We start from the raw sequence: 25547 nt of genomic DNA on the forward strand, positions 1-25547 counted from the left end.
TACAAGGCCGGAGTGAAGCAATGAGCGACGCAAAGCACGAGCATCATCACGACGGGGAACCGCAGTCCGGCTGCGGCTGTTCCGCCAAGACTGCCGCGCCTGCTCCCAAGCCCGCGGCCTCGTCATGTTGCGGCGGACATGGCGATCACGCCCATCATCATGAACACGGCGGCGCCACAGCCGAGGTCCTCGACCCCGTCTGCGGCATGCGCGTCGATCCCGCGACCTCGAAGCACCGTTTCGAACATCACGGCGAGACCTTCCATTTCTGCTCGGCCGGCTGCCGCACCAAATTCGCCGCCGATCCCGCCAAATATCTCATCAAGGACAAGGCGGCCGCGCCGGAGATGCCTGAAGGCACCATCTACACCTGTCCGATGCATCCCGAGATCCGTCAGGTCGGCCCCGGCAGCTGCCCGATTTGCGGCATGGCGCTGGAGCCGGAGGTTGCGAGTCTCGAGACCGGACCCAATCCGGAGCTCGCCGACATGACACGGCGCTTCTGGATCGGCGGCGCACTGGCGCTGCCGCCCGTGGTGCTGGAGATGGGCGGCCATCTCGCCGGTCCGCACAACTGGATTGATCCGACACTGTCGAACTGGATCCAGCTGGTGTTCGCCACGCCCGTCGTGCTCTGGGCCGGCTGGCCGTTCTTCGTCCGCGGCTGGCAATCCCTGCTGACGCGCAATCTCAACATGTTCACGCTGATCGCGATGGGCACGGGCGTAGCCTATGTCTACAGCCTGCTCGGCACCCTGGCGCCACAGATTTTCCCTGACACATTCCGCGGCCATGAAGGCGCGGTCGCCGTCTATTTCGAAGCCGCTGCCGTCATCACCGTTCTGGTCCTGCTCGGCCAGGTTCTGGAGCTGCGCGCCCGCGATGCGACCTCGGGCGCGATCAAGGCGCTGCTGCAGCTCGCGCCGAAAACCGCACGGCGCGTCGATGCTGACGGCAGCGAGCATGAGGTCGAGATCGATGCGCTCCATGCGGGCGATCGCCTGCGCGTTCGTCCCGGCGAGAAAGTGCCGGTCGACGGCGTGATCCTGGAAGGACGCTCGTCGCTCGATGAGTCCCTTGTCACAGGCGAATCCATGCCCGTCACCAAGGAGACTGGCGCCAGGGTGATATCAGGCACGCTGAACCAGTCGGGAAGCTTCATCATGCGCGCCGACAAGGTCGGGCGCGATACCTTGCTGTCGCAGATCGTGCAGATGGTTGCGGACGCGCAGCGCTCGCGCGCCCCGATCCAGCGGTTGGCCGACCAGGTCGCGGGCTGGTTCGTGCCGACGGTGATCGCCGTCGCCATCGCCGCGTTCGTGGCGTGGGCCTGGTTCGGGCCGGAGCCGCGACTGGCCTTTGGTCTCGTCGCCGCCGTCAGCGTGCTGATCATCGCCTGTCCCTGCGCCCTGGGCCTGGCGACCCCGATGTCGATCATGGTCGGCGTCGGCCGCGGCGCGCAAGCCGGCGTGCTGATCAAGAACGCCGAAGCGCTGGAGCGCATGGAGAAAATCGACACGCTGGTGGTCGACAAGACGGGCACGCTGACCGAGGGCAAGCCCAAGCTGGTCGCGATCGCGCCGGCATCAGGTTTTGCCGAAAATGACATCCTGGGGCTTGCGGCCAGCGTCGAGCGCGCCAGCGAGCATCCGCTCGCCGATGCGATCATGCGTGCGGCGAAGGAGAAGCAGCTTGCGCTCGGCCAAGTCGAAGAGTTCGATTCGCCGACGGGCAAGGGTGCGACGGGCAAGGTCGATGGCAAGAGCATCGTGCTCGGTAACGCAAGATATTTGTCGTCGATCGGCATCGACACGACAGTGCTCGATGCCGAGGCCGAACGCCTGCGCGGCGACGGCGCCACCGTCATCAACATGGCTATCGACGGCAAGCTCGCCGGCCTGTTCGCCATCGCCGATCCGGTCAAGGCTTCAACCCCGGAAGCGCTGAAGGCGCTCGCGGCCGAGGGCATCAAGGTGATCATGCTGACCGGCGACAACCGCACCACGGCGGAAGCGGTGGCGCGGCGGCTCGGTATTGCCGACGTCGAAGCCGAGGTGCTGCCGGACCAGAAGAGCGCGGTGGTCACCAAGCTGCAAAAGGCCGGGCGCAGCGTCGCGATGGCCGGCGACGGCGTCAACGATGCGCCGGCGTTGGCGGCCGCCGAAGTCGGCATCGCCATGGGCACCGGCACAGATGTGGCGATGGAAAGCGCCGGCGTCACGCTGCTCAAGGGCGACCTCACCGGCATCGTCCGGGCGCGAAAACTGTCGCAAGCGACCATGAGCAATATCCGGCAAAACCTGTTCTTCGCCTTCATCTACAATGCCGCCGGCATCCCGATCGCCGCGGGGATCCTCTATCCCGCCTTCGGCGTGCTGCTGTCGCCGATCATCGCGGCGGCGGCGATGGCACTGTCCTCGGTGAGCGTGGTCGGCAACGCCCTGCGGCTGCGCGCAACGCGGCTGTGAGTGAGTGTGCGTAGCCCGGATTGCGCTTCGCGAAATCCGGGCTACGATTCGGCGAACCTGGCGGCACCCCGCGGAGAGGACCTGATGCAGCGGATTACGATCACGATCGAGGACGATCTTCTGGCAGAGATCGATGCCGCGGCGGAAGCCCGCGGCTATCAGAACCGCAGCGAGATCATCCGCGATCTCACCCGCGCCGGGCTGCAGCAATCGAGCGAGGACACTGCACAGGCCGGGCCCTGCGTCGCCGGGCTCGTCTATGTCTACGACCACGCCGCGCGCGATCTCTCAAAGCGGCTGGTGCAGGAATTCCACGGCCACCACGACCTCGCACTGGCGACCCTGCACGTCCATCTCGACGACTCCAATTGCATGGAGATGACGGCGCTGAAGGGGGATGCTGCCGAGGTCAGGCACTTTGCCGATCACATCATTGCGGAGCGTGGCGTGCGTTACGGGCGCGTGGTGATGATTCCGACGGGCGACGGCAGGCCGAAGCTGCGGAAGCACGGGCATCGGCATGAGTGAGCCCAAGCGCTCGTGCCCCGGACGCAGCGCAGCGCTTCTTCAGCGGTGCGCTGCAGAGCTGGGGCCCATCTCACCGCAGGTGCAAACATCTGGGTCCCGGCTCTGCGTCGCGTCATTTCATGCCGCGCCGCGTCCGGGACACGAGAGTTGCATTTTGACGCTACAAGATCACGCCGCTCTGGCGTTCCCACCCGGCAACCCGGCCCTCGCCATGCCGCCATAGAGCTGCTCATTCGGCATCTCGTCACGCAGAATCTTGCGCACGGCTATCAGCTTGTCGAGATCGATCCCGGTCGCAAAGCCCTTGCTCTCGCACAGAAACACCAGGTCCTCGAATACGACATTGCCGGTCGCCCCCGGTGCGAAGGGGCAGCCGCCGAGGCCGCCGAGCGAGCCGTCGAGGATGCGGACGCCTTCGTCGAGCGCGGCGGCGGCGTTGGCGATGCCCATGCCGCGGGTGTCGTGGAGATGAATGCAGATCGGCCTCGAGCCGGCGAGCTTCACCGCGGCGCGCGACATCTCACCGACTTGTTTGGGCCCGGCATAACCGACGGTATCGGCGATCGCGACGAAATCGACGCCGGCTTCCAGGCATTTGTCGACGAGGCGCAGCACCTCCTTGGGATCGACCGCGCCCGTGATCGAGCAACCCAGCGCCATCGAGATCGCGGCATTCACCAGCGGCTTTTGGGCGCTGGCGTCGCGCAGCTCGCAGAGGCGCTTGATGTTGGCGATCGCGGACTCGCGCGAACGGTGTGCGTTGGCCTGGCTGTGCTCCTCGGTGGCCGAAACCACCGAGGCGATCTCGCCGACGCCCGATTCCAGCGCCTCGTTGACCCCACGCTCGTTGAGCGCCAGCGCGATGCCGTGTGCGCCCGGCAAGCTCGCCACCGTTCCAACGACATCACGAACGTCGACGAATTGCGGAAAGGTTTTTGCCGGCAGGAACGAGCCGACTTCGAAATGCCTGACGCCGGCGGCATATTCCTCGCGCACCCAGCGCTGCTTGGCGTCGGTCGACGGAAACTTTTTGACGAGCTGGAGCCCGTCGCGCAGGCCGACTTCGCGCAAGGCAACGCGGTCCGCGGGGTAAATGGTCTCGATCCGGCTCATGCGCGCCTCCCAGCGGCTTTTGACGTTGCATCGTTGTTGTCGAGTTCGGCGCGGACGGCGGATGTGTCGGCGCCGAGCGGCGCGACCTTCAGGCCTTCGCCAAAATGGCTGCCGTTCCATTCGAGCGGCAGTGTCGGCACGTGGAACGGCTTGCCGTCCGCGGTGACGTTGGTGACGAGCCCGCCGGGCCGCAACACGTGCGGATCGGTGAGGAGATCCTCAGGCCGGTTGATCGGCGAGAAGCAGATGTTGAGCGCATCGAGCTTTCGCGACAGCTCCGCCACGTCCTGCTGCCGGATGATCTCGGCCACGCGCGGAAGGATCCGTGGCCGCGCCAGAATGCGCTCGGTGGTGGTGCGCAGGCTCGGATCGTCGAGAAACTCGCTCAAGCCGAACTCGCGGCAGAACGCTTGCCAGTGGCCCTCGGTGACGACGCCGATGAAGATGCGCCCGTCGCCGGCGGCGTCAAAAATGTCGTAGATCGGCCAGGCATGCTCGCGCTCCGGCATCGAGCGCGGCTTGTTGCCGGTCATTTCATACTCGACCATGTGCTGGGCGACCAGAAACAGGCAGTTCTCGAACAGGCCGATGCGGATGCCGGCGCCGTCGCGCTTGCCGCCGCGCTTCTGATACAGCGCGGCGAGAATCGCGATCACGCCGAACATGCCGCCCATGATGTCGTTGGCGGACGAGCCGACGCGCTGCGGCTTCTCCTTCGTGCCGGTCATCGCGGCAAGGCCCGACATCATCTGCACGACCTCGTCGAGCGCCGGGCGATGCTCGTAGGGGCCGGACAGAAAGCCCTTGTGGCCGGCAACGATCAGATGTGGATGAGCGCGGCGCAATTCCTCGGCGCCCAACCCCTGCTTCTCGAGCTGCCCATCGCGAAAATTCTCCAGGAATACATCGGCCGTCTCAAGCAGCCGGTGCATGGTGTCGCGATCCCCTGGGATAGCGAAGTCCAGCACGACGCTGCGCTTGCCGCGATTGAACAGCGGGAAGAACGCCGTGCCCATGCCACCGAGGGAGCGGGTCTTGTCGCCGGCTGGCGGCTCGACCTTGATCACTTCGGCCCCTAACTGCGCGAGGATCATGCCGCAGGTCGGGCCCATCACCATGTGGGTCATCTCGACAACCCGCACGCCTTCGAGCGGCAATCCGGCGTCAGTCATGCGGCACTCCTGTTCGTTCGTCTAAGAGACTAGGCCTTCACAAGCCTTCTGAAAAATATAATCTGTCGAAGGTTGCCTTCGCAGTTCTAGAACGCTGAACCACCATGGATTCGCGCCAGCTCCGCTATTTCATCGCCGTCTACGAGCAGCGGAACCTGTCGCGCGCGGCGGACCAGGTGAACGTCGCGCAGTCCGCGCTCAGCCATCATATCTCGAATCTGGAGGCCGAATTCGCAACGCCGCTGTTCGAGCGCAAGTCGCGCGGGATGGATCCGACTGCGGCCGGCGAACGGCTCTACGAGCATGCCCGCATCATCCTGCGCGCGATGGCCGAAGCCGAGACCGAGGTGCGCGAAGGCGCGCGCGTCATTGCCGGCGAGATCTCGATCGGCATGGCCAATTCCGGTGTCAAGGCGATCGGCGTCGAGCTGATGCGCACGGTGCTGACCAGATATCCCAAGCTGAAGCTGTCGCTCACCGAGAGCCTGTCGGGCGCGACTCTGATGCACCTGATGATTTCCAACGTCGATCTTGCACTGGTCTATAACCCGCCGTCGGAGAAGGAGCTGATCACGGAAGCCGTGCTGGAAGAAGAGATGTTCCTGGTCGGCATTCCCAAGCTGGTCGGCAAGTCGAAGGCTCCGATCCGCTTCGAGGAGCTGAGCCGGCTGCCGCTGATCCTGCTGCGTTACGGCCTCGGCCTGTCCTCGCGCGCGCTGCTGGATGATCCCGTGCTGCTCAAGCGGCTGGAGGGCGGCGCGATCCTGCACGCCAACTCGATCACGGGCATGACCGGTGCGCTGGTCGAGGGGCTCGGCTGCACCATCGCGACAAAGCTGTTCGCGCGGGAGGAGCTCGCCGCCGGCCGCCTCGTCGCGCGCCGGGTGATCGATCCGAAGCTGACCCGCACGCTCTATCTCTGCCGCCTGCGCAACCGGCCGATGACCTACGCGATGGAGGAGATGCGGCGCTTGATGCTGGCGCTGATCGCCGAACAGGTGCGCGAGGGAGGCTGGCAGGCGGAGCTAGTGGGGTAGCCGCCTCCGCGGCGATGATGAGAGTTGAATCCGGCGCTCTTTCCCCGTCATTGCGCGCGGATAGACGCTCCAAATTACAAGCAGCCGGTCGGATTCGCGGAGAGTCCTCCTCACCCGCCCGCGGAGGAGAGGCGAAGAAAGGCCCCCTTCGAAAATCTCGAACGCTCCCATCGATATGTTCTTCTGGATTTCCGCTTCCGACCCGCCAACATGGCGCGGTCCGGCAGAGCTTACCGAAAAACCCCAGAGATGAGCCGCCGGGAACCGCGCGCGTCGAGCGCGCCTCGGGAGGACGTCATGAGCGTTGTCGGCATCGACACGGACCTTGAGCTCGGCGCTGCACCTTCAGGTCCGGACGAGATCTCGCGGCGGCTCGAGGCGATGCCGGCGACGGGCCATGTCTGGAAGCTCGTCATCCTGCTCTCGCTCGGCGGCTGCTTCGAGATCTACGATCTGTTCCTGACCGGCTATGTTGCGCCCGGTCTGGCCCGCAGCGGATTGCTAAGCACGACGACGCAGGCCTTCTTCGGCTTCTCCGGCATCGGCGCCTTCGTCGCCGCAACCTTTGCCGGCCTGTTCGTCGGCACCTTCTTCCTCGGCTTCCTCGCCGATCGGTTCGGCCGGCGCGCGATCTTCACCTATGCGCTGCTTGGCTATAGCGCGGCGTCGGTGATCATGGCGTGCCAGACCTCGTCTGGTGGCCTGCTGTTCTGGCGCTTCCTCGCCGGCATCGGCATCGGCATCGAGGTCATCACCATCGATGCCTACATCACCGAGCTGGTGCCGAGCCGGATGCGCGGGCGCGCCTTCGCGGTGAACCAGGCGATCATGTTCATCGCCGTGCCCGTCGTCGCCTTCCTGGCCTGGTGGCTGGTGCCGCTCGCGCCCTACGGCGTCGATGGCTGGCGCTGGGTGGTGCTGATTGGCGCCGCCGCCAGCATGATCGTCTGGGTGCTGCGCCTGTTCCTGCCCGAAAGCCCGCTCTGGCTGGCGCGCCACGGCCGCACCGGGGAGGCTCTTCGAATTCTCGCAGCGCTCGAAGCCAGAGGCGGCGTCGCGGCGCCGGGACCTTCAGCTTCGCTTGCGCGGCCAGCCTCGCAGACGGCCGTGCGCGTCGCCTTCGCCGATTTGTTCCGGCCGCCCTATCTCTCGCTCGTGGTGTTGTTCATGGTGTTCAACCTCTGCCAGGCCTTCGGCTTCTATGGCTTTGCCAATTGGGTGCCGACGCTGCTGGTGGAGAAGGGCATCACCGTCACCAAGAGCCTGCAATATTCCTTCATCGTCGCCTTCGCCTATCCGATCGCGCCGCTGCTCGCCGCGAGCTTCGCCGACAGATTCGAACGCCGCTGGATCATTGCCGGCGCCTGCATCGCCATCATCATCTTCGGCCTGGCGTTCGCGCAACTGACCCTGCCGGCACTCCTGATCGTCTGCGGCGTGTTGCTGACGGCCTGCAACACGACGATGTCCTACGCCTATCACGCCTATCAGACTGAGGTGTTTCCGACCCAGATCCGGGCGCGGGCCTCCGGCCTCGTCTATTCCATGAGCCGCCTCTCCGCGACCTTCTCGGGCTTCATCGTCGCCTACATGCTGAAGGAGGCCGGTGTCATCGGCGTGTTCGGTCTGATCACCGTGGCGATGCTGATCGTTGTGATCACCATGGCGCTGTTCGGCCCCAACGTGCGCGGCAAGGCGCTGGACACGGTGTAGCTCCGGCCACACCGTCACGCCGCTCCTCCGCGGTTTGTGACCGGAAGACAGATTGCCGGAATTCAACTATAGGTGTAATCTCGTCCGAGAATTTCTTCGGATACCGAACTATTTTTTTCAGAACCACTCTGGTTTGGCAGGCCATCGCTCTGCACGCCCCACATCGGCATGGAATTGGTCAATAGCCCAGACCATTCTGTGATCATGTTTTCGATCTAAGATTGCAACCGTCGGCCGGCTCGGCCGACCAATGAAATACGTTTGTCAAAATCAATTGGCGGAGACCAACACATGCCTGCTGACCGCAAATGGGTTGAGAAAAATCTCGGGTTTGATCCGATCGACACACCGCCGCCGGGCGAGACCTTCGTGGTCAAGAGCGTCGCGAATGCCGCGGTGAAGAAGACCGCGAAGGTCGCGCCCGAGGACTTCCAGCGCGAGATCATCGACTTCGATTCCGAAGGGACCGAAGGCCGCGAGTTCATGGCCTTCTCGACCTCGACCGGGCTGTCGCGCTTCACCGACATTCCCTGGCCGAAGGGGCTGGCGCCGAAGACCGGGCCGAAGCCGGGCAACGGCAAGGGGCCGCTGCCGCGCGCCGACGTGCTGGTCGTGACCTGGACCGTCGACGAAGGCCACGCGACCAGCCGCGTGCTGACGACGGGCAAGGACTCGCGCAATGACTACGTGCCTTACACGCACAATTACGCGACCATCTCGAAGAAAATGCGCAACGGCTGCCCTGCCAAGGAGCTGAAGCGGCTCGGCGCGTTCTGGACCACGATGATCGGCAAGAAGAAGGTCGTGGTCTTCAAATCCGACTCGCACATGTCGCAGGACGGCCCGCAGCTGCCGAACATCGACGTCTGGCGCCAGATCATCACCGAGGTCAAGCCCACGCTCGTCATCACCACGGGCACGGCCGGCGGCATCGGCAAGCAGGTCGAGGTCGGCGACGTCGTCGTCAGCCCGATCGTACGCTTCGACTGCCTCTCGAAGTTCAAGAAGCAGCCGTTTGCGCTAGCGCACTATTCCAGCAAGCCGGCCAAGACGACGAAATTCGCGGCGGCCAAGACCTTGTTCAAGGCCAATTCCGGGCAACTGCCGAAGACCAATACGCGGCCGCCGAAGATCTTCGTCGTCAAGCCGAGCCAGCTGTCGTCGTCGGTGGTGACTACCGATTTCTTCGGCTTCGACACCTCGGACAATCACTTCAAGCTCCAGGGGCTCGGCGACGTCTCCGAAATGGGCGACGCCATCCTGGGCCTCGTCGCCAAGGACATGGGCGCCAAGGCGCCGCGCTGGCTGGCGATCCGCAACGTCTCCGATCCGCAGATCAAGGCGGAGGGCACCTTGAAGCAGCAGGAACAGGCCGCCGCCGTGATCTACAAGGGCTTTGGTCGCTGGAGCACGGTCTGCAGCGCCATCACCTGCTGGGCCAGCATCGTGGCGGAGCCATAAGTCGCGGCGGGGATAGAGTCGGCCTCTCTTGCCGAAGCAGCCAGGGGTGTCTACCTCTCGCGGAGAGTTTCGTGAGAGGTTCCCATGCTGGATGCCGCCGTGAAGGCGCTGTCGCAAATGATGTCGCCGCCGATGCGATCGATCCTGTGGCGGTCGATCGGGCTGGCGCTGGTGCTCATCGTCGTGCTGGCGATCGGGTTGCAGCGGCTGCTGAGCTGGTTCGCCACCTATGGCGAGGTCTGGCTCGAAGGCTTGCTCGGGCCGGGCTGGCACTCGTCACTGGAGGTGTTGGCCTGGATCATCTCGATTGCCGCCGGCTTCGGCGTCGTGTTCGGCAGTGTGTTCCTGATGCCGGCGATCACTTCACTGGTGGCGAGCTTCTTCGTCGACGACGTCGCCGACATCGTCGAGCGCGAATATTATCCGGCCGAGCGGCCGGGCACGGCATTGCCGTTCAACCAGGCGATGCTCGAAGGCATCAAGACCGCGCTCCTGACCATCCTGGTCTATCTCGCCGCATTGCCGCTGGTGTTCCTGGCGGGCGCCGGTTTCCTGATCTTCTTCCTCGCCGCCGCATGGCTCTTGGGCCGCGAATATTTCGAGCTAGCCGCGATGCGCTTCCGTTCTCCGGAGGATGCGAAAGCGATGCGGCGCGACAACGCCGCGACGATCTTCACCGCCGGCCTCTTCATCGCCGCCTTCGTTTCGATTCCGGTCGTGAACCTGGCGACGCCGATCTTCGGCATGGCCTTCATGGTGCACATGCACAAGCGGCTATCAGGGCCGCGTCCGGAGCTGATCGAGCCGGCGCGACAAATGCGGTGAGTAGTTAGCTGTAAACCGAGAAGAAGGTGCGCTCCCTCCCCCGCTTGCGGGCAGGGGAATCGCATGTGGGTTTGAGGGTGGTATTGCGCGGGCCAGCGATATGGATTCTGAAGAGGACTCCCGATTCGGCGTGGGGGTCCTATGCGCAAGATTCGCAGTATCTTCAGTACGTTGCCAGATCCGCGTGCACCCAACGCACTGCACGACCTGCTGGACCTCATCGTCATCGCGCTGGCAACGGTGTTGTGCGGAGGACAGGGCGCGACGGATATGGAGGTTTTCGCGTCGTCCAAGGAAAAGCTGTTGCGGCAATTCCTTCGGTTGGAGCACGGAATCCCCAGTCACGATACGTTCAGCCGGGTCTTCAACGCGCTCGATCCGGGGGCTTTCGAACAGGCCTTCCGAAGCTTTATGGCAGCATTCGCAGAGGCCAACGGGATCAAGCTCACCGGCGTGGTGGCAGTCGATGGCAAAGCTGTTCGAGGAGCTTACGAACGCGGTCGCAGCGCCACGCCACTGCACATGGTCAATGTCTTTGCAACCGAAGCCCGCATGGCCCTGGCTGCATGCAAGGCGCCAGGCCGCAACGAGGCCCAAGGTGCCCTGGATGTGCTGCAAATGCTTTCGCTCGAAGGCTGCATCGTCACTGCCGACGCCCTGCATTGCAATCGTCCCTTCGCCAAGAAGGTGCTCGAGCGTGGCGCCCACTACGTGCTGGCTCTCAAGGAAAATCAAAGCAAACTGTTCGCGGAGGTCGAGCGCTGCTTTGCCCGCTCGGGCAAGCGCAGCGTGGCTCAACGACGCGAGCCGAGCACGCACGATCGATGCGAATCCCGGCGCGCCACCGTCATGCGCAACATCAGTCTGGGTACGACAAACCGCTTTCCCGGAGTGGCGGCCGTGGCTCGCATCACTTCGCGCCGCCGACTGCATGGCAAACCCGCCGGCAAGCCGTCCGTGCGATATTACTTGTTGTCCAAATACCTGCCCGCAAGACGATTGTTGCAGGTCGTCCGAGGCCATTGGAGCATCGAGAATCAGTTGCACTGGGTGCTCGATGTCGTCTTTGGCGAAGACGCTTGCCGAACCAGAAAAAACAACGGCCCCGAGAACTTCGCGATCTTGCGGCGAGCTGCAATCAATCTCATTCGAGCCCACCCCGCCCGCATCTCCATGCGACAGAAGGTCAAACGAGCAGGCTGGGAAGACGAATTCCTTCTCAGCCTTATCGGTCACATGCGATAGCCCTGCGCTTGCGGGGGAGGGTTGGGGAGAGGGTGTCTCCGCAATGGGACAATCCCCTAGGGAGATAACCCTCACCCGGCACTACGTGCCGACCTCTCCCGCAAGCGGGAGAGGTGCTAAGCCTGCGGCACGATTGATCTACCCCTCACGACACCTGCACCCCGCACTTGCGCAGCACCCTCTTGGCGAAACCGAACGGCGCCGGCATGAACGGACCCGGCGGGGCTCGCGTGATCAGTGCGATGAAGCCGAGTCCCGCCACTGCCAGCCAGAAGCACAGCCAGAAGCCGTCGATATAGGCGAGCACATTGGCCTCGCGCGCGACGAAGCTCGCAAGCGTGCCGACCGCGCGCGCCTGCGCCGAGCCGGCGCCGTGGGCGGCGAAATGATCGGCGAGCTGCTTCAGCGCGCGCACCACGTTGACGTCGCCGACCTCGAGGTTCTGACCGATGTAGAAGGAATGGATCTGCTCGCGGACGCGCAGCCAGGTTCCCATCAACGCCACGCCGATCTCGGCGCCGCCGAGCCGCATGATCTGGATATAGGCAGCAAATGAAGTCGCGCGGCTCGGATCGGAATTCGACAACGCGATAATGATGAGCGGCAGCAGCGTGGTCGACTGGCCGATCGCTTGCAGCAGGGCGATGCCGACGAAATCCTCGCGTGCCCATTCATGGGTGAGCTGGGTGCCCCAGAGATTGGCGGCGGCAAAGCAGGCAAATCCCACCACCGTCACCGCGCGCGCATCGAAATGGCGCAGCAGCCAGATCGAGATGGGCACCAGCACGAACATTGGCAGCGCGCCATAGGTAAGCAGCAGCAGACCGCTCTGCTCCGGCCTGAGCAGGCCGACATTGCCGAGGAAGTTCGGCACCAGCGACGAGTTGGAGAGCGAGCTCAGCGTGTAGAGCAGGATCACCACCAGCGACAACCCGATATTGCGCGAGAACAGCACGTTGACATGCGCCCAGGGTTGCCGCACCAGCGATTCATTGACCAGGAAGGCGACGAACAGCACGCCGCCGCCGACCAGCAGCGCCATCACCGTGCCGGAGCCGAGCCAGTCCAGCCGGTTGCCCTGGTCGAGGCCGGCATAGATCATCCCGACCGAGGCCCCGAGCAGCAGCATGCCGCCCCAATCGGCCTCGCGCAGCAGGGCGCGATTGACCGGCTCGCCGGGCGTGCCGAGATAGACCATCAGGCCCATCAGCGGTGCGATCACGACGCCCTGCCAGTACAGCCATTGCCAGCCGAGATGCTCGACATAGAAGCCGACCAGCGAGCTCGACGTGTCCAAGGCGAAACCGACGCGGATCGAATAGAGCGCGATCGCCGGCAGCCACCAGCGGATCGGCAGGTTGCGGAACACGATCATCAGCGTTGCCGGCACGAAGGTGCCGAGCAAGAGGCCATGCACGACGCTGAGCGCGATCAACGTCGGATAGTCGTGCACGAAAGGAATGACCAGCGAGACGAATGCGTAAACGAGGCTGGGAATGCCGAGCACACGGCGCAGGCCGAACACGGTGGCAAGCCAGGCGACCGCCGGCGCGATGAAGATCTGCGAGCCGATGCCTGCCGTGGAGAGCCACGCACCCTCGTCGAACGAGAGCCCGAACGCACCGCGCAGATCGGGCAAGCCGATCGTGGTCAGCCGGCTGTCGAAATTGGCGAGGAATGAGCCGAGCAGCACGGCCGCCACGGCAAACAGCGGCTGTCGCGCGACCCCACCGCGCGAGATCGGTCCGTGGCCGGCATCGTCACTTGCCGCCATTCGCGTCCTTCGTGTCGATGCGGGTGACGACCGACATGCCCGGCACGAGCCGCGTCAGCAGCGGCTGATTGTCGTCGAACTGAATGCGGACGGGAATGCGTTGCACGACCTTGGTGAAATTGCCGGTGGCGTTGTCAGGCGGCAGCAGCGCGACCTGCGCACCGGTCGCGGGCGCGATGCGCTCGACCTTGCCGCGCAGCTTCTCGCGCGGAAAACTGTCGACGGTGATCTCGACCGGCTGCCCGGGCTGCACATGCGTGAGCTGGGTTTCCTTGTAGTTCGCGATCACATAGACCTTCGGCAGCGGCACCACGTTGATCAGGTTGGTGCCGATATTGACGTAGTCGCCCGGCTGCACCTGGCGCTCGCCGACGACGCCGTCGAACGGCGCCGTGATCTTGGTATAGCCGAGCTTGAGCCTGGCGCTTGCCAGCGTCGCCTTGGTGGCATCGAGATCGGCTGCGCGCTGCTTCTTGGTGCCCTGCAGGACCTCGAGCTGGTGCTGCTGCGCCGCGATCACGGCGCGGCTGGCGCGCACATCGGCCTGCGCCTTGGCAAGACCCGCGACCGCCTGCTCGAGCCGCTGCCGCGTGCCTGACTCGGTCTGCGACAGCGATTGCTGGCGCTCCTGCTCCTGCTTGGCCTCGACCTCGAGGGCTTCCGCCGACAGGCGCGCAGCCTCGGCCTGCGCGATGGTGGCATATTGCAGCTCGATCTGGTTGGCGAGATTGTCGAGCACCGCTTGCGCGGCCGCCACGGCCGCCTCGGACTGCGCGACTTGCGCCTCGTAATCGGCGGGATCGATCTGGATCAGGAGATCGCCTGATTTGACGCGCTGGAAATCGTCGACGGCGACGGTCAGCACCTCGCCGGAGACGCGGCTGGAGAGCCGGGTCAAGTCGGCGCGCACATAGGCGTCATTGGTCGTCTGAACCACCTCATTGCCGACCCATTCGTCAAAGCGCAGCGTCGCCAGCGCCACGAAGGCGAGCGCGACGATCACGGCAAACAGCGGGATTGCGAGGCGGCTCCAGAGCGAAGTCGCGGGCCGCTGCGTTGGCTTGGATGCGACAGGTGGTGTCGTCGACGAAGCTTGCTCTTGTTGACTCACGATAACCTCAAACCGGCTTGTTTCACTTCGTCCCGGGACAGTGGCGATACTGCCTCACACCGTCTTCTCCGGCCACCGGCAGAGATCGTTGATCAGGCATACCTCGCAGCGCGGCTTGCGCGCGAGGCAGGTATAGCGGCCGTGCAGGATCAGCCAATGATGGGCATGCAGCATGAACTCGGCCGGGATCACCTTTTCGAGCCCGAGCTCGACCTCGAGCGGCGTCTTGCCGGGCGCAAGGGCGGTGCGATTGCCGACGCGGAAGACATGCGTATCGACCGCCATGGTGTGCTCGCCAAAGGCCATGTTGAGCACGACATTGGCCGTCTTGCGTCCCGCGCCCGGCAGCGATTCGATCTCGGCGCGCGTGCGCGGCACCTCGCCGCCGAAATCGCTGAGCAGCTTGGCCGACAACGCGATCACGTTCTTGGCCTTGGTGCGGTAGAGGCCAATGGTCTTGATATAGTCGCGCAAACGTTCTTCGCCGAGGTCGAGCATCTTTTGCGGCGTGTCGGCGACCTCGAACAACGCGCGTGTCGCCTTGTTGACGCCGGCGTCCGTCGCCTGCGCCGACAGCACCACGGCGACCAGCAGCGTGAACGGGTTGACGTGCTCGAGCTCGCCGCGCGGCTCGGGATTGGCCGCGCGGAATCGGCTGAAGACTTCGCGGATCTCCGCGGCTGTCCAGGGCTTAAAGGAATTGGGCTTGGTAGCCTTGAGCGATGTCTTCGCCGGCGCCGATTTTCTGGGAGGCGCGGGCTTCGCTGCCTTTGCCTTTTTCTTCGGCACCGCCGCTTTGCGCGGAGCCGGCTTGCGGGTGATTTTCGCCATGATCGGGATATACTGAGGGACGATGAGCACAGGCAACGAAATTGAGCGCGAGCACGAGGTGCAGATCTTCTCTGCGCTGCTGACGCCGCACCGCTCGCTGAACCGCACCGGCTTCCTGGCCGTGATGCTGTTCCTGAGCGTCGTCAGCTTCGTCACCGGAATTGTCTTCCTGATGAAAGGCGCCTGGCCGGTGCTCGGCTTTTTCGGACTCGACGTGCTGGTGGTCTGGTGGGCCTTCAAGGTCAATTTCCGCACCGGGCGGGCACGCGAGGAGATCACGGTCACGACGTCTGAACTGCGCGTGCGGCGCGTCAGCCATCGCGGCCAGGTCGCCGAATGGACCTTCAATCCGCTCTGGGTCCGGCTCGACATGGAGGTCGACGAGGATTTTGGCATCGAGCATCTCTATTTGATCTCGCGCGGCCACCAGATCCAGATCGCCCGATTTTTGGGGCCCAACGAAAAGGCGAGCTTTTACAAAGGTTTGATTGAGGCGTTGAATGCCGCCAAGCGCGGCCCGACCTATAATCCGGTGACCTGACGCGCCGTCGGAAATCGGGTGGTTTCGGCACCTCCGCGCGCCTACATTTCCGTCCATGATGACACTCGCGATACATGACCAGCGCCTGGCCAAGCCGGGCCCCCAGAACGCCGCGCTGCGCGACTATGATTCCGTGCGCCGGGCCATCGCGTTCATCTCGGAGAACTGGCGCGCGCAGCCGACCATCGAGGCGATGGCCGATGCGGCCGGCGTCACGCCGGATGAGCTGCACCATCTGTTCCGCCGCTGGGCCTCGATCACGCCAAAGGCCTTCATGCAGGCGCTCACCCTCGATCACGCCAAGGGGCTGTTGCGGGATTCCGCCAGCATCCTCGATGCGGCGCTCGACTCAGGACTGTCGGGCCCGGGCCGATTGCACGATCTCTTCGTCACCCATGAAGCGATGTCGCCGGGCGAATGGAAGAACGGCGGCGCCGGGCTGACCTTGCGCTACGGATTCCATCCGTCGCCCTTTGGGACTGCGATCGTCATCGCGACCGATCGCGGCCTCTCCGGCCTCGCCTTCGCCGATCACGGCGAGGAGAAAGCCGCGCTCGCGGACATGACGCGGCGCTGGCCGAACGCCACTTACGTGGAGGACCACGAAGGCACCGCGCCGCTCGCGGCACGCATCTTCGACACGAAGTTGTGGCGGCCGGATCAGCCGCTGCGCGTGATCCTGATCGGCACCGATTTCGAGGTGCGGGTGTGGGAGACACTGCTGAAAATTCCGATGGGCCGCGCGGTGTCTTATTCGGACATCGCCTGCAACATCAACAATCCGAAGGCCTCGCGCGCCGTCGGTGCGGCGATCGGCAGGAACCCGGTGTCCTTTGTCGTGCCCTGCCACCGCGCCCTCGGCAAGAGCGGCACGCTGACCGGCTATCACTGGGGCATCACCCGCAAGCAGGCGATGCTGGGCTGGGAGGCCGGGCGGGTCGGGGTGCAGTAGCTATCGTAGGGTGAGCAGGGTGGGCTAGTCGAAGGCGTAACCCACCCTACAATTTACCCCGCCAGATCCAGCTTCGATGCCACCGTCGAATCCGCGTTGAGCCGGTAGATGACCGGCACGCCGGTCGCGAGCTCGCGCTTCAAAATGCCTTCGGGCGACAGTTTTTCGAGCACCATGATCAAGGCGCGCAGCGAGTTGCCGTGGGCCGCAACGAGCGTGCGCTTGCCGTTGAGGACGCCGGGCAGGATTTCCTGCACGTAATAGGGCAATGCACGCGCCAGCGTGTCCTTGAGGCTTTCGCCGCCGGGCGGCGGCACGTCGTAGGAGCGGCGCCAGACATGCACCTGCTCCTCGCCCCATTTCTTCCGGGCGTCGTCCTTGTTGAGGCCGGAGAGGTCGCCATAGTCGCGCTCGTTCAGCGCGAGGTTCTTCGAGGTCGGCAAGCCGGTCTGGCCGAGCTCGGTGAGAATGAGGTCGAGCGTGTGCTGCGCACGCGTCAGCACCGAAGTGAAGGCGACGTCGAACACGAGGCCCTGTGCCTTCAACTTGCGGCCGGCTTCCCTGGCTTCCGCGACACCCTGCTCGGTGAGGTCGGGATCCTTCCAGCCCGTGAACAGGTTCTTCAGATTCCATTCGCTTTGGCCGTGCCGCACCAGCACGAGAAGACGTTCGCTCATTGCCTAATTCCGTTGCTTGGTTGGTTCAAATGTCCGCGAGGCCGAGCACGTCGGCCATGGAGTAGTGCCCCGGCTTCTTGCCATGCGCCCATAGCGCCGCCTTCAGCGCGCCGTGCGCGAACAGCATGCGGTCTTCGGCGAGATGCGACAAGGTCAGGCGCTCGAACGGGCCGAGAAAAGTGACGCTGTGCTCGCCGGCGACGGTGCCGCCGCGCAAGGAAGCAAAGCCGATGGCGCCCGGCTTGCGCGCGCCGGTAATACCGTCGCGACCGCGTTCCGCGTTCTCCTCGAGCGAAATGCCGCGACCGGCCGCTGCGGCCTGGCCCAGCATCAGCGCGGTGCCGGAGGGCGCATCGACCTTCATGCGGTGATGGGTCTCGACGATCTCGATGTCAAAACTTTCGTCGAGCGCCTTGGCGACGCGCTTGACCACGGCGGCGAGCAGATTGACGCCCAGGCTCATATTGCCCGACTGCACCACCACGGCGCGGTTGGTGACGCTCTTGATCACGGCGTTGTCGGAAGCCGACAACCCGGTGGTGCCGATGACATGGACGAGGCCACGTTCGGCGGCGATGGCGACATTGGCGATGGTCGCGGCCGGCACGGTAAAATCCAGAATGCCGTCGGCGTCCTTCGACATCGCCCAGAGGTCGGCGGACAGCTTGATGCCGTTGGCGGGGAGCCCTGCGAGCACGCCGGCGTCCTTGCCCAAGAGCTCCGAGCCGGGCGCCTCCAGCGCGCCCGCGAGCACCGCGCCTTTGCTGTCGGCGATCGCCCGCGTCAGGGCGCGGCCCATCCGGCCACCGGCTCCAGCAACAATCAAGCGCATGTCTGACATGGTGTGATCCTCTCAGGGGCCGTTTTAGCGGCGGGAGGCAGTTCCGGCAACCGAGGGGGCACCACCGTCATTCCGGGTCTGGTCCTTCGGACCATCCCGGAATGACGTTTAAGCTCAGCCGTCCTGCGGCTGCGGGCCGTCATAGCCCTCGATGATGATGAGGTCGGCGATCGAGTGCGGCTGGCGCACCTTGATGTTGGCCTGATATTCCGGCGAATTGTAGCAGGCGATCGCGGTCTGATAATCGGGGAATTCGATCACGACGTTGCGGGTGCGGCTGGCGCCTTCGACGGTGGTGAACTTGCCGGCGCGGACGACGAAGCGGCCACCCCACTTCTTGAAGATCGGACCATTGGCGACGGCATAGGGCTTGTAGCCCTCGTCGTTGCTCACATCGACGCGCCCGATCCAGTAGCCCTTTGCCATTGTTCTTCTCCTTGTTTGGTTTGCTTGATCAGCCGAGCGCGTGAGCAATCTCGGCCTGGATGGCGTCTGCGGTCGCCTTGGGATCGGAGGCTTCCACAACCGGCCGCCCGACGACGAGATAATCCGCGCCTGCGGCGATTGCGCGGCCGGGCGTCATGATGCGTTTCTGATCGCCCGTCGCCGAACCCGCCGGACGGATGCCCGGTGTGACGAGGTTCATCTTGTGACCGACGATCTTGCGCAGGCTTCCTGCTTCCTCGGGCGAGGACACGAGACCGTCGATGCCGAGTGCCCGCGCCTGCTGCGCACGCGCTTCGACCAGCTCGGAAACGCCGAGCCGAAAGCCGGCCGCATGCAGATCGTCGTCATTGTAGGAAGTCAGCACGGTGACGGCGAGGAGCTTCAGCTTCGAGGAGCCGCGGCCCTCGACGGCGCCTTTCATGGTCTGCGGATAGGCATGCACGGTGAGGAAGGTCGCGCCCAGCCTGGTGATGCTCTCGACGCCTTGCGACACCGTGTTGCCGATGTCGTGCAGCTTGAGATCGAGAAAGACCTTCTTGCCGCTGTCGGCGAGCTTGGTGACCAGCGGCAAGCCGCCGGCATAAGCGAGCCGATAGCCGATCTTGTAGAAGGTGACGCTGTCGCCGAGCCTGGTGACCATCGCCTCCGCGGCGTCGACGCTGGGCAAATCGAGCGCAACGATCAGGCGGTCTTTCGGAGCGATTTCGGCTGGCGTCATGTCACCTCACATCATGCGTTGGGAAATGTCGATCAACTGCCGCACCATCTGCTTCAGCCCGTCGCTATCGGCCTGGCTCTTGAGCCTGTCCATATCGTCATAGGCCTGGTCGGCAAAGGCGAGCGTGAACTGGCTCGCGATCACATTGGCGTGGCACGACGTCAAGATCAGGCGCAATGCCTGCAGCGCGCGGGCGGCGCCAAGCCGGCTCTGCGAAGCACCGGCGAGCGCGAAGGCGCGGTTGCCGAAGACGTCGCCGCGCGCCTCGTGCGGATCCTGCACGCGGCTGACCCAGTCGATCGCATTCTTGAGGAGCGGCGGCACCGAGGCGTTGTATTCCGGCGAGACGAACAGCACGCCATGATGCGCGCCGATCATGCGCTTGAGATTGATGGCGTGCTTGGGCACGCCGGATTTGGCCTGGAGGTCGCCGTCGTAGATCGGCAACGGAAAATCGGCGAGCGAGATGCGGGTGACGTCGACGCCGGCCTGGGCGAATTCAAAGCTAGCTGCCGCCGCCAGCTTCACATTGTGCGAGCCGGTGCGCAGCGAGCCGGGAATGACCAGGATCTTCGGGGCTGACATCCGGGCGGCGAACTCCGTTCACCTCTCCCGCTTGCGGGGGAGGTCGACGCGCGAAGCGCGGCGGGAGGGGGCTTTCTCGACTGGGGGAATCCCACTGTGGAGACACCCCCACCCCAACCCTCCCCCGCAAGCGGGAGAGGGAGCGTACCGCGTTCGTGGCGACAGATTAGTCCTTGCGATACACCCAGACGCGGGCCGGCGGAAGGTTCATCCAGATCCGTTCCGAGGCCTCTGTGGACACGCCGGGCAACGATTTCGGAATCGGCGGCACCACGGCATAGGTGAATTGAACGAAGGGCGCGCCGGGCGCGAGCGCCGTGAAGGCATCGCGAATCAGCCGAAGGCGCGTCAGCATCGGTTTTGTGACGAGCGGCAGGCCGGAGACCACCGCGCTGGCCGGCGCGCTCAGCACGTTCCAGAGCGTGTCGCGCAGGCGATAGGCATCGCCTTGCACCACCTTGGCCTGCGGAAAGCGGTCGCGCAAAAGCGCACAGAAGCCGGGATCGTATTCGACCAGGACGAGACGCTTCGGATCGACGCCGCGCTCGACCAGCGCCGAAGTGATGGCGCCCGTGCCGGGCCCGAGCTCGACCACCGGCGCATCCGAATTGACGTCGACGTAATGGGCCATGGTCCGCGCGAGCAGCTTGCCCGAAGGCATCACCGCGCCCATGTGGAGGGGCTTCTCGATCCACGATCTGAGGAAGCGCACCTCGTCATCGAGACGGGGCTTCTTCAACGCACGCGCGGACGACGGCAATGGCATGTCTGGACCGGACGGGACGGGACCGCGTGACCGCGGCGTGTCAGAAAATGGTCATAAAGACGTATAGGCCGAAGGCAACACGGTCAAGCCGCGTCAGTTCGCCCGATTGCCGAAGAAATCCTTGACCTTGGCGAAGAAGCCCTCGGATTCCGGCTGGGTGTTGCCGGAGGAGAGCTTTTCGAACTCGGCCAGCAATTCCTGCTGCTTCTTGGTGAGATTCTGCGGCGTCTCGACCACGACCTGGACATACATGTCGCCCATCTGGCGCGAGCGCAGCACCGGCATGCCCTTTGATGCGATGCGGAATCGGCGCGCGGACTGGGTTCCGGCAGGCACCTTCACCTTGGCCTTGCCCTTGTCGATGGTCGGCACCTCGAACTCGCCGCCGAGCGCGGCCGTAACCATCGAGATCGGCACGCGGCAATGCAGGTCGGCGCCGTCGCGCTGGAAGAACTGGTGCTGGGCCAGCGACAGGAAGATGTAGAGATCGCCGGGCGGACCGCCGCGCACCCCGGCCTCGCCTTCGCCGGCGAGCCGGATCCGGGTGCCGTCCTCGACGCCCTGGGGAATGTTGACCGACAGCGTGCGCTCGCGGGTGACGCGGCCCTGGCCCGAGCACGACGGGCAGGCATCCTCGATCATCTGGCCGCGGCCCTGACAGCCGGGGCAGGTGCGCTCGAGCGTGAAGAAGCCCTGCGACTGCCGCACGCGGCCGGCGCCGCCACAGGTCGAGCAGGTCTTCGGCTTGGTGCCGGCCTTGGCGCCGATACCCGAGCAGGCTTCGCAGGTGACCGAGACCGGAATCTCGATCTGCGCGGTCTTGCCGCCGAAGGCTTCCTCGAGGGTGATTTCCATGTTGTAGCGCAGATCGGCGCCACGCTCGCGGCCGCCGCGGCCGCGCTGCCCGGCCATGCCGAACAGATCTTCGAAAATGTCGGAGAAGGAAGAGGCGAAGCCGGCGCCGAAACCGGCACCGCCGCCCGGACCGCCCTGCTCGAAGGCGGCATGGCCGAAACGGTCATAGGCCGCGCGCTTGTCCTTGTCCTTCAGGACCTCATAGGCCTCGTTGATTTCCTTGAACTTGACCTCGCTGCTGTCGTCCCCGGGATTGCGGTCGGGGTGAAACTTCATCGCAAGCTTGCGGAAGGACGATTTCAGAACGGAATCGTCGGCGTTGCGTTCGACTTCGAGGGTTTCGTAATAGCAGCGCTTGGTGGACGTGGACATGTTCAACTCGGTCTATCCAATCGCGATTCAAGTCGGAGCGAAACGACGTCGCCACGCAACGATATAGGCGCGCCTCCGCCTTGCGGCAGAGGACTGCATGGCAGCGTTGACCATAACGGCTGGAAATTGATTGATCGTAACGGGCGCGCCGCCCGCCTGTCCCGACACGACGGCCTCCCCCTTGAGAGGGGAGGCCAGCGCAGCGTGTGGGGTCCAAGCCGTCCGCATCATGACCCTCTTGGGGCTTATGCGGACTTCTTGTTGTTCTTGTCGTCGTCGACTTCGGTGAATTCCGCGTCGACGACGTCGTCCTTCGCAGCGTCCTTGGCCGCATCGGCCTCGGCCTGCTGCTTGTACATGGCCTCGCCGAGCTTCATCGATGCCTGAGCCAGCGTGTTGGTCTTGGCCTTGATCGCCTCGGCATCGCTGCCCTTCAGCGCTTCCTTGAGATCGCTGACGGCGTCCTCGATGGCGCGGCGCTCGGTCTCGGAGACCTTCGAACCGTGCTCGGCCAGCGCCTTCTCGGTGGAGTGCACCAGCGCGTCGGCATGATTCTTGGCGTCGACCGCTTCGCGGCGCTGCTTGTCGGCCGCGGCATTGGCCTCGGCGTCCTTGACCATCTTGTCGATGTCGGCTTCCGACAGACCGCCGGAGGCCTGGATGCGGATCTGCTGCTCCTTGCCGGTGGCCTTGTCCTTGGCCGAGACGTTGACGATGCCGTTGGCGTCGATGTCGAAGGTCACCTCGATCTGCGGCATGCCGCGCGGGGCCGGCGGAATGCCCATCAGGTCGAACTGGCCGAGCATCTTGTTGTCGGCCGCCATTTCACGCTCGCCCTGGAAGACGCGGATGGTGACCGCGTTCTGGCTGTCCTCGGCGGTCGAGAACACCTGGCTCTTCTTGGTCGGGATCGTGGTGTTGCGGTCGATGATGCGGGTGAACACGCCACCCAGCGTCTCGATGCCCAGCGAGAGCGGGGTCACGTCGAGCAGCAGCACGTCCTTGACGTCGCCCTGGAGCACGCCGGCCTGGATCGCGGCACCGATGGCCACGACTTCGTCCGGGTTGACGCCCTTGTGCGGCTCCTTGCCGAACAGCTGCTTCACGACTTCCTGGACCTTCGGCATGCGCGACATGCCGCCGACCAGAACGACTTCACCGATCTCACCGGCGGTGACGCCGGCATCCTTCAGCGCCTTGCGGCAGGGCTCGACGGTCTTCTGGACGAGGTCGTCGACCAGCGCCTCGAACTTGGCGCGGGTGAGCTTCATCGTCAGATGCTTCGGGCCGGTCTGGTCCGCGGTGATGAAGGGCAGGTTGATCTCGGTCTGCGTCGTCGACGACAGCTCGATCTTGGCCTTTTCAGCGGCTTCCTTCAGGCGCTGCAACGCGAGCTTGTCGTTGCGCAGGTTGATGCCCTGCTCCTTCTGGAACTCGTCGGCGAGATAGCCGACCAGGCGCATGTCGAAATCTTCGCCGCCGAGGAAGGTGTCGCCGTTGGTCGACTTCACCTCGAACACGCCGTCGCCGATTTCGAGAATGGAAATATCGAACGTGCCGCCGCCGAGGTCGTACACGGCGATGGTGCCGGCCTTGGTCTTGTCGAGGCCATAGGCGAGCGCAGCCGCGGTCGGCTCGTTGATGATGCGCAGCACTTCAAGGCCCGCGATCTTGCCGGCATCCTTGGTGGCCTGGCGCTGGGCGTCGTTGAAGTAGGCGGGAACGGTGATGACCGCCTGGTCGACCTTCTGGCCGAGATGGGCTTCCGCGGTCTCCTTCATCTTCTGCAGGATGAACGCCGAGACCTGCGAGGGCGAGTAGGTCTGGCCGTCGGCCTCGACCCAGGCGTCGCCGTTGGAAGCCTTCACGATCTTGTACGGAACGAGCTTCTTGTCCTTCTCGACCATGGGGTCGTCGTAGCGGCGGCCGATGAGGCGCTTCACTGCGAAGAACGTACGCTCCGGATTTGTCACGGCCTGGCGCTTGGCAGGCTGGCCGACGAGGCGCTCGCCGTCATCAGTCACGGCGACGATCGAAGGCGTCGTGCGCATGCCTTCGGAATTCTCGATAACTTTGGCGTTTTTGCCATCCATTACGGCGACGCACGAATTCGTGGTGCCGAGGTCGATCCCAATGACCTTTCCCATGGTCCTGATATCCTTCTTTTTGCGGCAGGTTGGCTGGGCCCAGAAGGCACCCGAACCGAAACCCCCTAAGATCAAACATCCGCGATATTGCGATGATTGAGGCTCATATAGGAGGGGGGGAGGGGGCCGCAAGGACCGAACGCAAGTTTGGACCGTGAAAACATTGGGTTTTGGAAGATCATATCCGCCCCTCGCCGCCCTTGCGGGTGAGGAAATATTAACAGGTTCGGCAATCGACCGGCCGCCCGCCGCCGTCTAGCGGCCCGGCCCTGTTACCCGCGCGCCAAACCCGCTAAAAGGCGCCCCGCGGACAGCTTCGCCATGGGGCTGCTTCGCGCGACAAAGCGGCCCAAGGGGCTCCCGCGGGCCGACCATCGTACGGCCTCAATGTGAACCAATCAGAGTGCCCATGAAGCTGATCCGCCCCCTCGCCGCACTCGCCCTCCTCGTTGCTTCCGCGCTTCCCGCGTTCGCCGCCGACGCCGTGTATCCGCCGGGCATGCGTCTCGGCATGGTGCCACTGGTCGGCCTCAGCAAGGCCAAGACCTTCCCGGGCTTCGAAAACGAAGACGGCAGCGTCAAGGTGCTGATCACCGAACTGCCGCCGGCCGCCTATAACGAGGTCGTCAGTGCCTTCAACGCCAATCCAGCCGGCACCGGTAACGGCGTCAAGCCGGACAAGGTCGAGACACCGGCAGGCCTTGCCTATTTTACCTCCGAAAGCGGCAAGGCCGGCGACACGCTGGTGAAGCGCTATTCGATGATCGTGCCGGGCACCGGCTTCTCCGGCTATGTCGCGATGCAGGTCCCCGAGAACGCCTCGAAGATCTACACCGACGAGGCGGTGCGGCAGATGTTTGCGACCGCCACCATCCGCAAGGAGGTGTCGGCTGACGAGCAACTCGGGCTGTTGCCGTTCAAGGTCACCGATCTTGCCGGCTTCAAGGACCTCCGTACGCTGGTGCCGGGCGCGAGCATCATCCTGGCTGACGGCAGCGAGAGCTCGGGTTATGAATCCAAGCCATTCATGATCCTCGGCCTGATCGGCGCCACCCCGCAAGCCGCCGACGACCGCGCCCGCTTTGCCCAGGAGGCGGCGCTTCAGATCCCCGGCTTGCGCGAATCCAGGATCACCATGTCGGAGCCGATCCGCATCAACAGCCAGCCGGGCTTCGAGACCCGGATCGACGGCGTCAGCGGCAAGGACAAGACCCCGGTGACGGTGGTGCAGTGGATTCGCTTCGGTGGCGGCACCTCGCTACGCATCATCGCCAGCGCCCCGCGCGACCAGTGGTCCGACGCCTTCACCCGCTTCCGCGCCGTGCGCGACGGTATCCAGCCGAAGGGATAGCAGCATCTCCGAACGAG

At 64.6% G+C, this 25547-nt stretch carries 23 protein-coding genes; 10 read left to right on the plus strand and 13 right to left on the minus strand.

Features of this window, described 5'->3' with window-relative positions:
- Positions 1 to 20: 20 nt before the first annotated feature.
- Positions 21 to 2468 (plus strand): heavy metal translocating P-type ATPase, encoded by a 2448-nt coding sequence (locus XH91_RS00765; protein ID WP_128948819.1) that lies wholly within the window; start codon positions 21 to 23, stop codon positions 2466 to 2468.
- A gap of 84 nt (positions 2469 to 2552) precedes the next feature.
- The gene (nikR, locus tag XH91_RS00770; protein WP_128948820.1) at positions 2553 to 2996 is read left to right on the plus strand and encodes a nickel-responsive transcriptional regulator NikR; all 444 of its coding nucleotides are present in this window, start codon (positions 2553 to 2555) and stop codon (positions 2994 to 2996) included.
- Between the two features lie 168 nt (positions 2997 to 3164).
- On the opposite strand, the gene XH91_RS00780 is transcribed toward nikR, so the two are convergent.
- Positions 3165 to 4109, minus strand: a complete 945-nt coding sequence (locus XH91_RS00780) for a hydroxymethylglutaryl-CoA lyase (RefSeq protein ID WP_128948821.1) — start codon at positions 4107 to 4109, stop codon at positions 3165 to 3167.
- Positions 4106 to 5281 carry a CoA transferase gene (locus XH91_RS00785; protein WP_128948822.1) on the minus strand — a complete coding sequence of 392 codons (1176 nt, stop codon included), beginning with the start codon at positions 5279 to 5281 and terminating at the stop codon, positions 4106 to 4108. The genes XH91_RS00780 and XH91_RS00785 overlap by 4 nt, the downstream gene beginning before the upstream one ends.
- Before the next feature lie 104 nt (positions 5282 to 5385).
- Between XH91_RS00785 and XH91_RS00790 the strand changes: the two genes are divergently transcribed.
- The 5 genes from XH91_RS00790 (at position 5386) to XH91_RS00810 (ending at position 11562) form a co-directional block, all read left to right on the plus strand.
- Complete coding sequence (locus XH91_RS00790) at positions 5386 to 6318, plus strand: LysR family transcriptional regulator (RefSeq protein ID WP_128948823.1); 933 nt, start codon at positions 5386 to 5388, stop codon at positions 6316 to 6318.
- Between the two features lie 297 nt (positions 6319 to 6615).
- Complete coding sequence (locus tag XH91_RS00795) at positions 6616 to 8031, plus strand: MFS transporter (protein WP_164933571.1); 1416 nt, start codon at positions 6616 to 6618, stop codon at positions 8029 to 8031.
- 291 nt (positions 8032 to 8322) lie between these two features.
- Complete coding sequence (locus XH91_RS00800) at positions 8323 to 9492, plus strand: phosphorylase family protein (protein ID WP_128948825.1); 1170 nt, start codon at positions 8323 to 8325, stop codon at positions 9490 to 9492.
- Between the two features lie 84 nt (positions 9493 to 9576).
- Complete coding sequence (locus XH91_RS00805; RefSeq protein ID WP_128948826.1) at positions 9577 to 10317, plus strand: sulfate transporter family protein; 741 nt, start codon at positions 9577 to 9579, stop codon at positions 10315 to 10317.
- A gap of 141 nt (positions 10318 to 10458) precedes the next feature.
- The gene (locus XH91_RS00810; RefSeq protein ID WP_100175217.1) at positions 10459 to 11562 is read left to right on the plus strand and encodes an ISAs1 family transposase; all 1104 of its coding nucleotides are present in this window, start codon (positions 10459 to 10461) and stop codon (positions 11560 to 11562) included.
- 145 nt (positions 11563 to 11707) lie between these two features.
- Here XH91_RS00810 and XH91_RS00815 read toward each other — a convergent pair whose 3' ends face one another.
- Genes XH91_RS00815 through nth form a run of 3 tightly spaced genes read right to left on the minus strand, consistent with a single transcriptional unit; the run spans position 11708 to position 15278 of the window.
- Positions 11708 to 13336 (minus strand): MFS transporter, encoded by a 1629-nt coding sequence (locus XH91_RS00815; protein WP_128948827.1) that lies wholly within the window; start codon positions 13334 to 13336, stop codon positions 11708 to 11710.
- Positions 13323 to 14447 carry an HlyD family secretion protein gene (locus XH91_RS00820; RefSeq protein WP_128948828.1) on the minus strand — a complete coding sequence of 375 codons (1125 nt, stop codon included), beginning with the start codon at positions 14445 to 14447 and terminating at the stop codon, positions 13323 to 13325. The genes XH91_RS00815 and XH91_RS00820 overlap by 14 nt, the downstream gene beginning before the upstream one ends.
- 54 nt (positions 14448 to 14501) lie before the next feature.
- Entirely contained in the window at positions 14502 to 15278 is a 777-nt protein-coding gene (nth, locus tag XH91_RS00825; protein ID WP_164933943.1) for an endonuclease III, read from the minus strand.
- A gap of 22 nt (positions 15279 to 15300) precedes the next feature.
- Here nth and XH91_RS00830 point away from each other — a divergent pair, with 22 nt between their 5' ends.
- Positions 15301 to 15819: a DUF2244 domain-containing protein gene (locus XH91_RS00830; protein WP_128948830.1), complete on the plus strand. Its 519-nt coding sequence runs from the start codon at positions 15301 to 15303 to the stop codon at positions 15817 to 15819.
- Between the two features lie 55 nt (positions 15820 to 15874).
- Positions 15875 to 16771, plus strand: coding sequence for a methylated-DNA--[protein]-cysteine S-methyltransferase (locus XH91_RS00835; protein WP_128948831.1), 897 nt, complete (start codon positions 15875 to 15877; stop codon positions 16769 to 16771).
- 53 nt (positions 16772 to 16824) lie between these two features.
- Here the strand turns inward: XH91_RS00835 and XH91_RS00840 are convergent, their stop codons facing one another.
- The 8 genes from XH91_RS00840 to dnaK form a co-directional block, all read right to left on the minus strand.
- The gene (locus tag XH91_RS00840; protein ID WP_128948832.1) at positions 16825 to 17448 is read right to left on the minus strand and encodes a 2,3-bisphosphoglycerate-dependent phosphoglycerate mutase; all 624 of its coding nucleotides are present in this window, start codon (positions 17446 to 17448) and stop codon (positions 16825 to 16827) included.
- Positions 17449 to 17473: 25 nt separating this feature from the next.
- Entirely contained in the window at positions 17474 to 18289 is an 816-nt protein-coding gene (dapB, locus tag XH91_RS00845) for a 4-hydroxy-tetrahydrodipicolinate reductase (RefSeq protein WP_128948833.1), read from the minus strand.
- 114 nt (positions 18290 to 18403) lie between these two features.
- Positions 18404 to 18715: a DUF1330 domain-containing protein gene (locus XH91_RS00850; protein ID WP_128948834.1), complete on the minus strand. Its 312-nt coding sequence runs from the start codon at positions 18713 to 18715 to the stop codon at positions 18404 to 18406.
- Positions 18716 to 18743: 28 nt separating this feature from the next.
- Positions 18744 to 19454: an orotidine-5'-phosphate decarboxylase gene (gene pyrF / locus XH91_RS00855; protein ID WP_128948835.1), complete on the minus strand. Its 711-nt coding sequence runs from the start codon at positions 19452 to 19454 to the stop codon at positions 18744 to 18746.
- A gap of 6 nt (positions 19455 to 19460) precedes the next feature.
- Complete coding sequence (locus tag XH91_RS00860) at positions 19461 to 20039, minus strand: NADPH-dependent FMN reductase (RefSeq protein WP_128948836.1); 579 nt, start codon at positions 20037 to 20039, stop codon at positions 19461 to 19463.
- Positions 20040 to 20205: 166 nt separating this feature from the next.
- Complete coding sequence (locus XH91_RS00870; RefSeq protein WP_128948837.1) at positions 20206 to 20805, minus strand: class I SAM-dependent methyltransferase; 600 nt, start codon at positions 20803 to 20805, stop codon at positions 20206 to 20208.
- Between the two features lie 93 nt (positions 20806 to 20898).
- A complete protein-coding gene (gene dnaJ, locus XH91_RS00875; protein WP_128948838.1) occupies positions 20899 to 22032 on the minus strand; it encodes a molecular chaperone DnaJ in 1134 nt (377 codons plus the stop codon).
- Between the two features lie 245 nt (positions 22033 to 22277).
- Positions 22278 to 24179, minus strand: coding sequence for a molecular chaperone DnaK (gene dnaK, locus XH91_RS00885; RefSeq protein WP_128948839.1), 1902 nt, complete (start codon positions 24177 to 24179; stop codon positions 22278 to 22280).
- Positions 24180 to 24588: 409 nt separating this feature from the next.
- Between dnaK and XH91_RS00890 the strand changes: the two genes are divergently transcribed.
- The gene (locus tag XH91_RS00890) at positions 24589 to 25530 is read left to right on the plus strand and encodes a hypothetical protein (RefSeq protein ID WP_164933944.1); all 942 of its coding nucleotides are present in this window, start codon (positions 24589 to 24591) and stop codon (positions 25528 to 25530) included.
- The last annotated feature ends 17 nt before the right edge of the window (positions 25531 to 25547 follow it).

The organism is Bradyrhizobium guangzhouense, from assembly GCF_004114955.1.
Taxonomy (GTDB): Bacteria; Pseudomonadota; Alphaproteobacteria; order Rhizobiales; family Xanthobacteraceae; genus Bradyrhizobium; species Bradyrhizobium guangzhouense.

Coding starts and splice junctions, on each gene's coding strand:
- XH91_RS00765 (WP_128948819.1), top strand. CDS start 21: ATGAGCGACGCAAAGCACGAGCATCATCACGACGGGGAACCGCAGTCC.
- nikR (WP_128948820.1), top strand. CDS start 2,553: ATGCAGCGGATTACGATCACGATCGAGGACGATCTTCTGGCAGAGATC.
- XH91_RS00780 (WP_128948821.1), bottom strand. CDS start 4,109: ATGAGCCGGATCGAGACCATTTACCCCGCGGACCGCGTTGCCTTGCGC.
- XH91_RS00785 (WP_128948822.1), bottom strand. CDS start 5,281: ATGACTGACGCCGGATTGCCGCTCGAAGGCGTGCGGGTTGTCGAGATG.
- XH91_RS00790 (WP_128948823.1), top strand. CDS start 5,386: ATGGATTCGCGCCAGCTCCGCTATTTCATCGCCGTCTACGAGCAGCGG.
- XH91_RS00795 (WP_164933571.1), top strand. CDS start 6,616: ATGAGCGTTGTCGGCATCGACACGGACCTTGAGCTCGGCGCTGCACCT.
- XH91_RS00800 (WP_128948825.1), top strand. CDS start 8,323: ATGCCTGCTGACCGCAAATGGGTTGAGAAAAATCTCGGGTTTGATCCG.
- XH91_RS00805 (WP_128948826.1), top strand. CDS start 9,577: ATGCTGGATGCCGCCGTGAAGGCGCTGTCGCAAATGATGTCGCCGCCG.
- XH91_RS00810 (WP_100175217.1), top strand. CDS start 10,459: ATGCGCAAGATTCGCAGTATCTTCAGTACGTTGCCAGATCCGCGTGCA.
- XH91_RS00815 (WP_128948827.1), bottom strand. CDS start 13,336: ATGGCGGCAAGTGACGATGCCGGCCACGGACCGATCTCGCGCGGTGGG.
- nth (WP_164933943.1), bottom strand. CDS start 15,278: ATGGCGAAAATCACCCGCAAGCCGGCTCCGCGCAAAGCGGCGGTGCCG.
- XH91_RS00830 (WP_128948830.1), top strand. CDS start 15,301: ATGAGCACAGGCAACGAAATTGAGCGCGAGCACGAGGTGCAGATCTTC.
- XH91_RS00835 (WP_128948831.1), top strand. CDS start 15,875: ATGATGACACTCGCGATACATGACCAGCGCCTGGCCAAGCCGGGCCCC.
- XH91_RS00840 (WP_128948832.1), bottom strand. CDS start 17,448: ATGAGCGAACGTCTTCTCGTGCTGGTGCGGCACGGCCAAAGCGAATGG.
- dapB (WP_128948833.1), bottom strand. CDS start 18,289: ATGTCAGACATGCGCTTGATTGTTGCTGGAGCCGGTGGCCGGATGGGC.
- XH91_RS00850 (WP_128948834.1), bottom strand. CDS start 18,715: ATGGCAAAGGGCTACTGGATCGGGCGCGTCGATGTGAGCAACGACGAG.
- pyrF (WP_128948835.1), bottom strand. CDS start 19,454: ATGACGCCAGCCGAAATCGCTCCGAAAGACCGCCTGATCGTTGCGCTC.
- XH91_RS00860 (WP_128948836.1), bottom strand. CDS start 20,039: ATGTCAGCCCCGAAGATCCTGGTCATTCCCGGCTCGCTGCGCACCGGC.
- XH91_RS00870 (WP_128948837.1), bottom strand. CDS start 20,805: ATGCCATTGCCGTCGTCCGCGCGTGCGTTGAAGAAGCCCCGTCTCGAT.
- dnaJ (WP_128948838.1), bottom strand. CDS start 22,032: ATGTCCACGTCCACCAAGCGCTGCTATTACGAAACCCTCGAAGTCGAA.
- dnaK (WP_128948839.1), bottom strand. CDS start 24,179: ATGGGAAAGGTCATTGGGATCGACCTCGGCACCACGAATTCGTGCGTC.
- XH91_RS00890 (WP_164933944.1), top strand. CDS start 24,589: ATGAAGCTGATCCGCCCCCTCGCCGCACTCGCCCTCCTCGTTGCTTCC.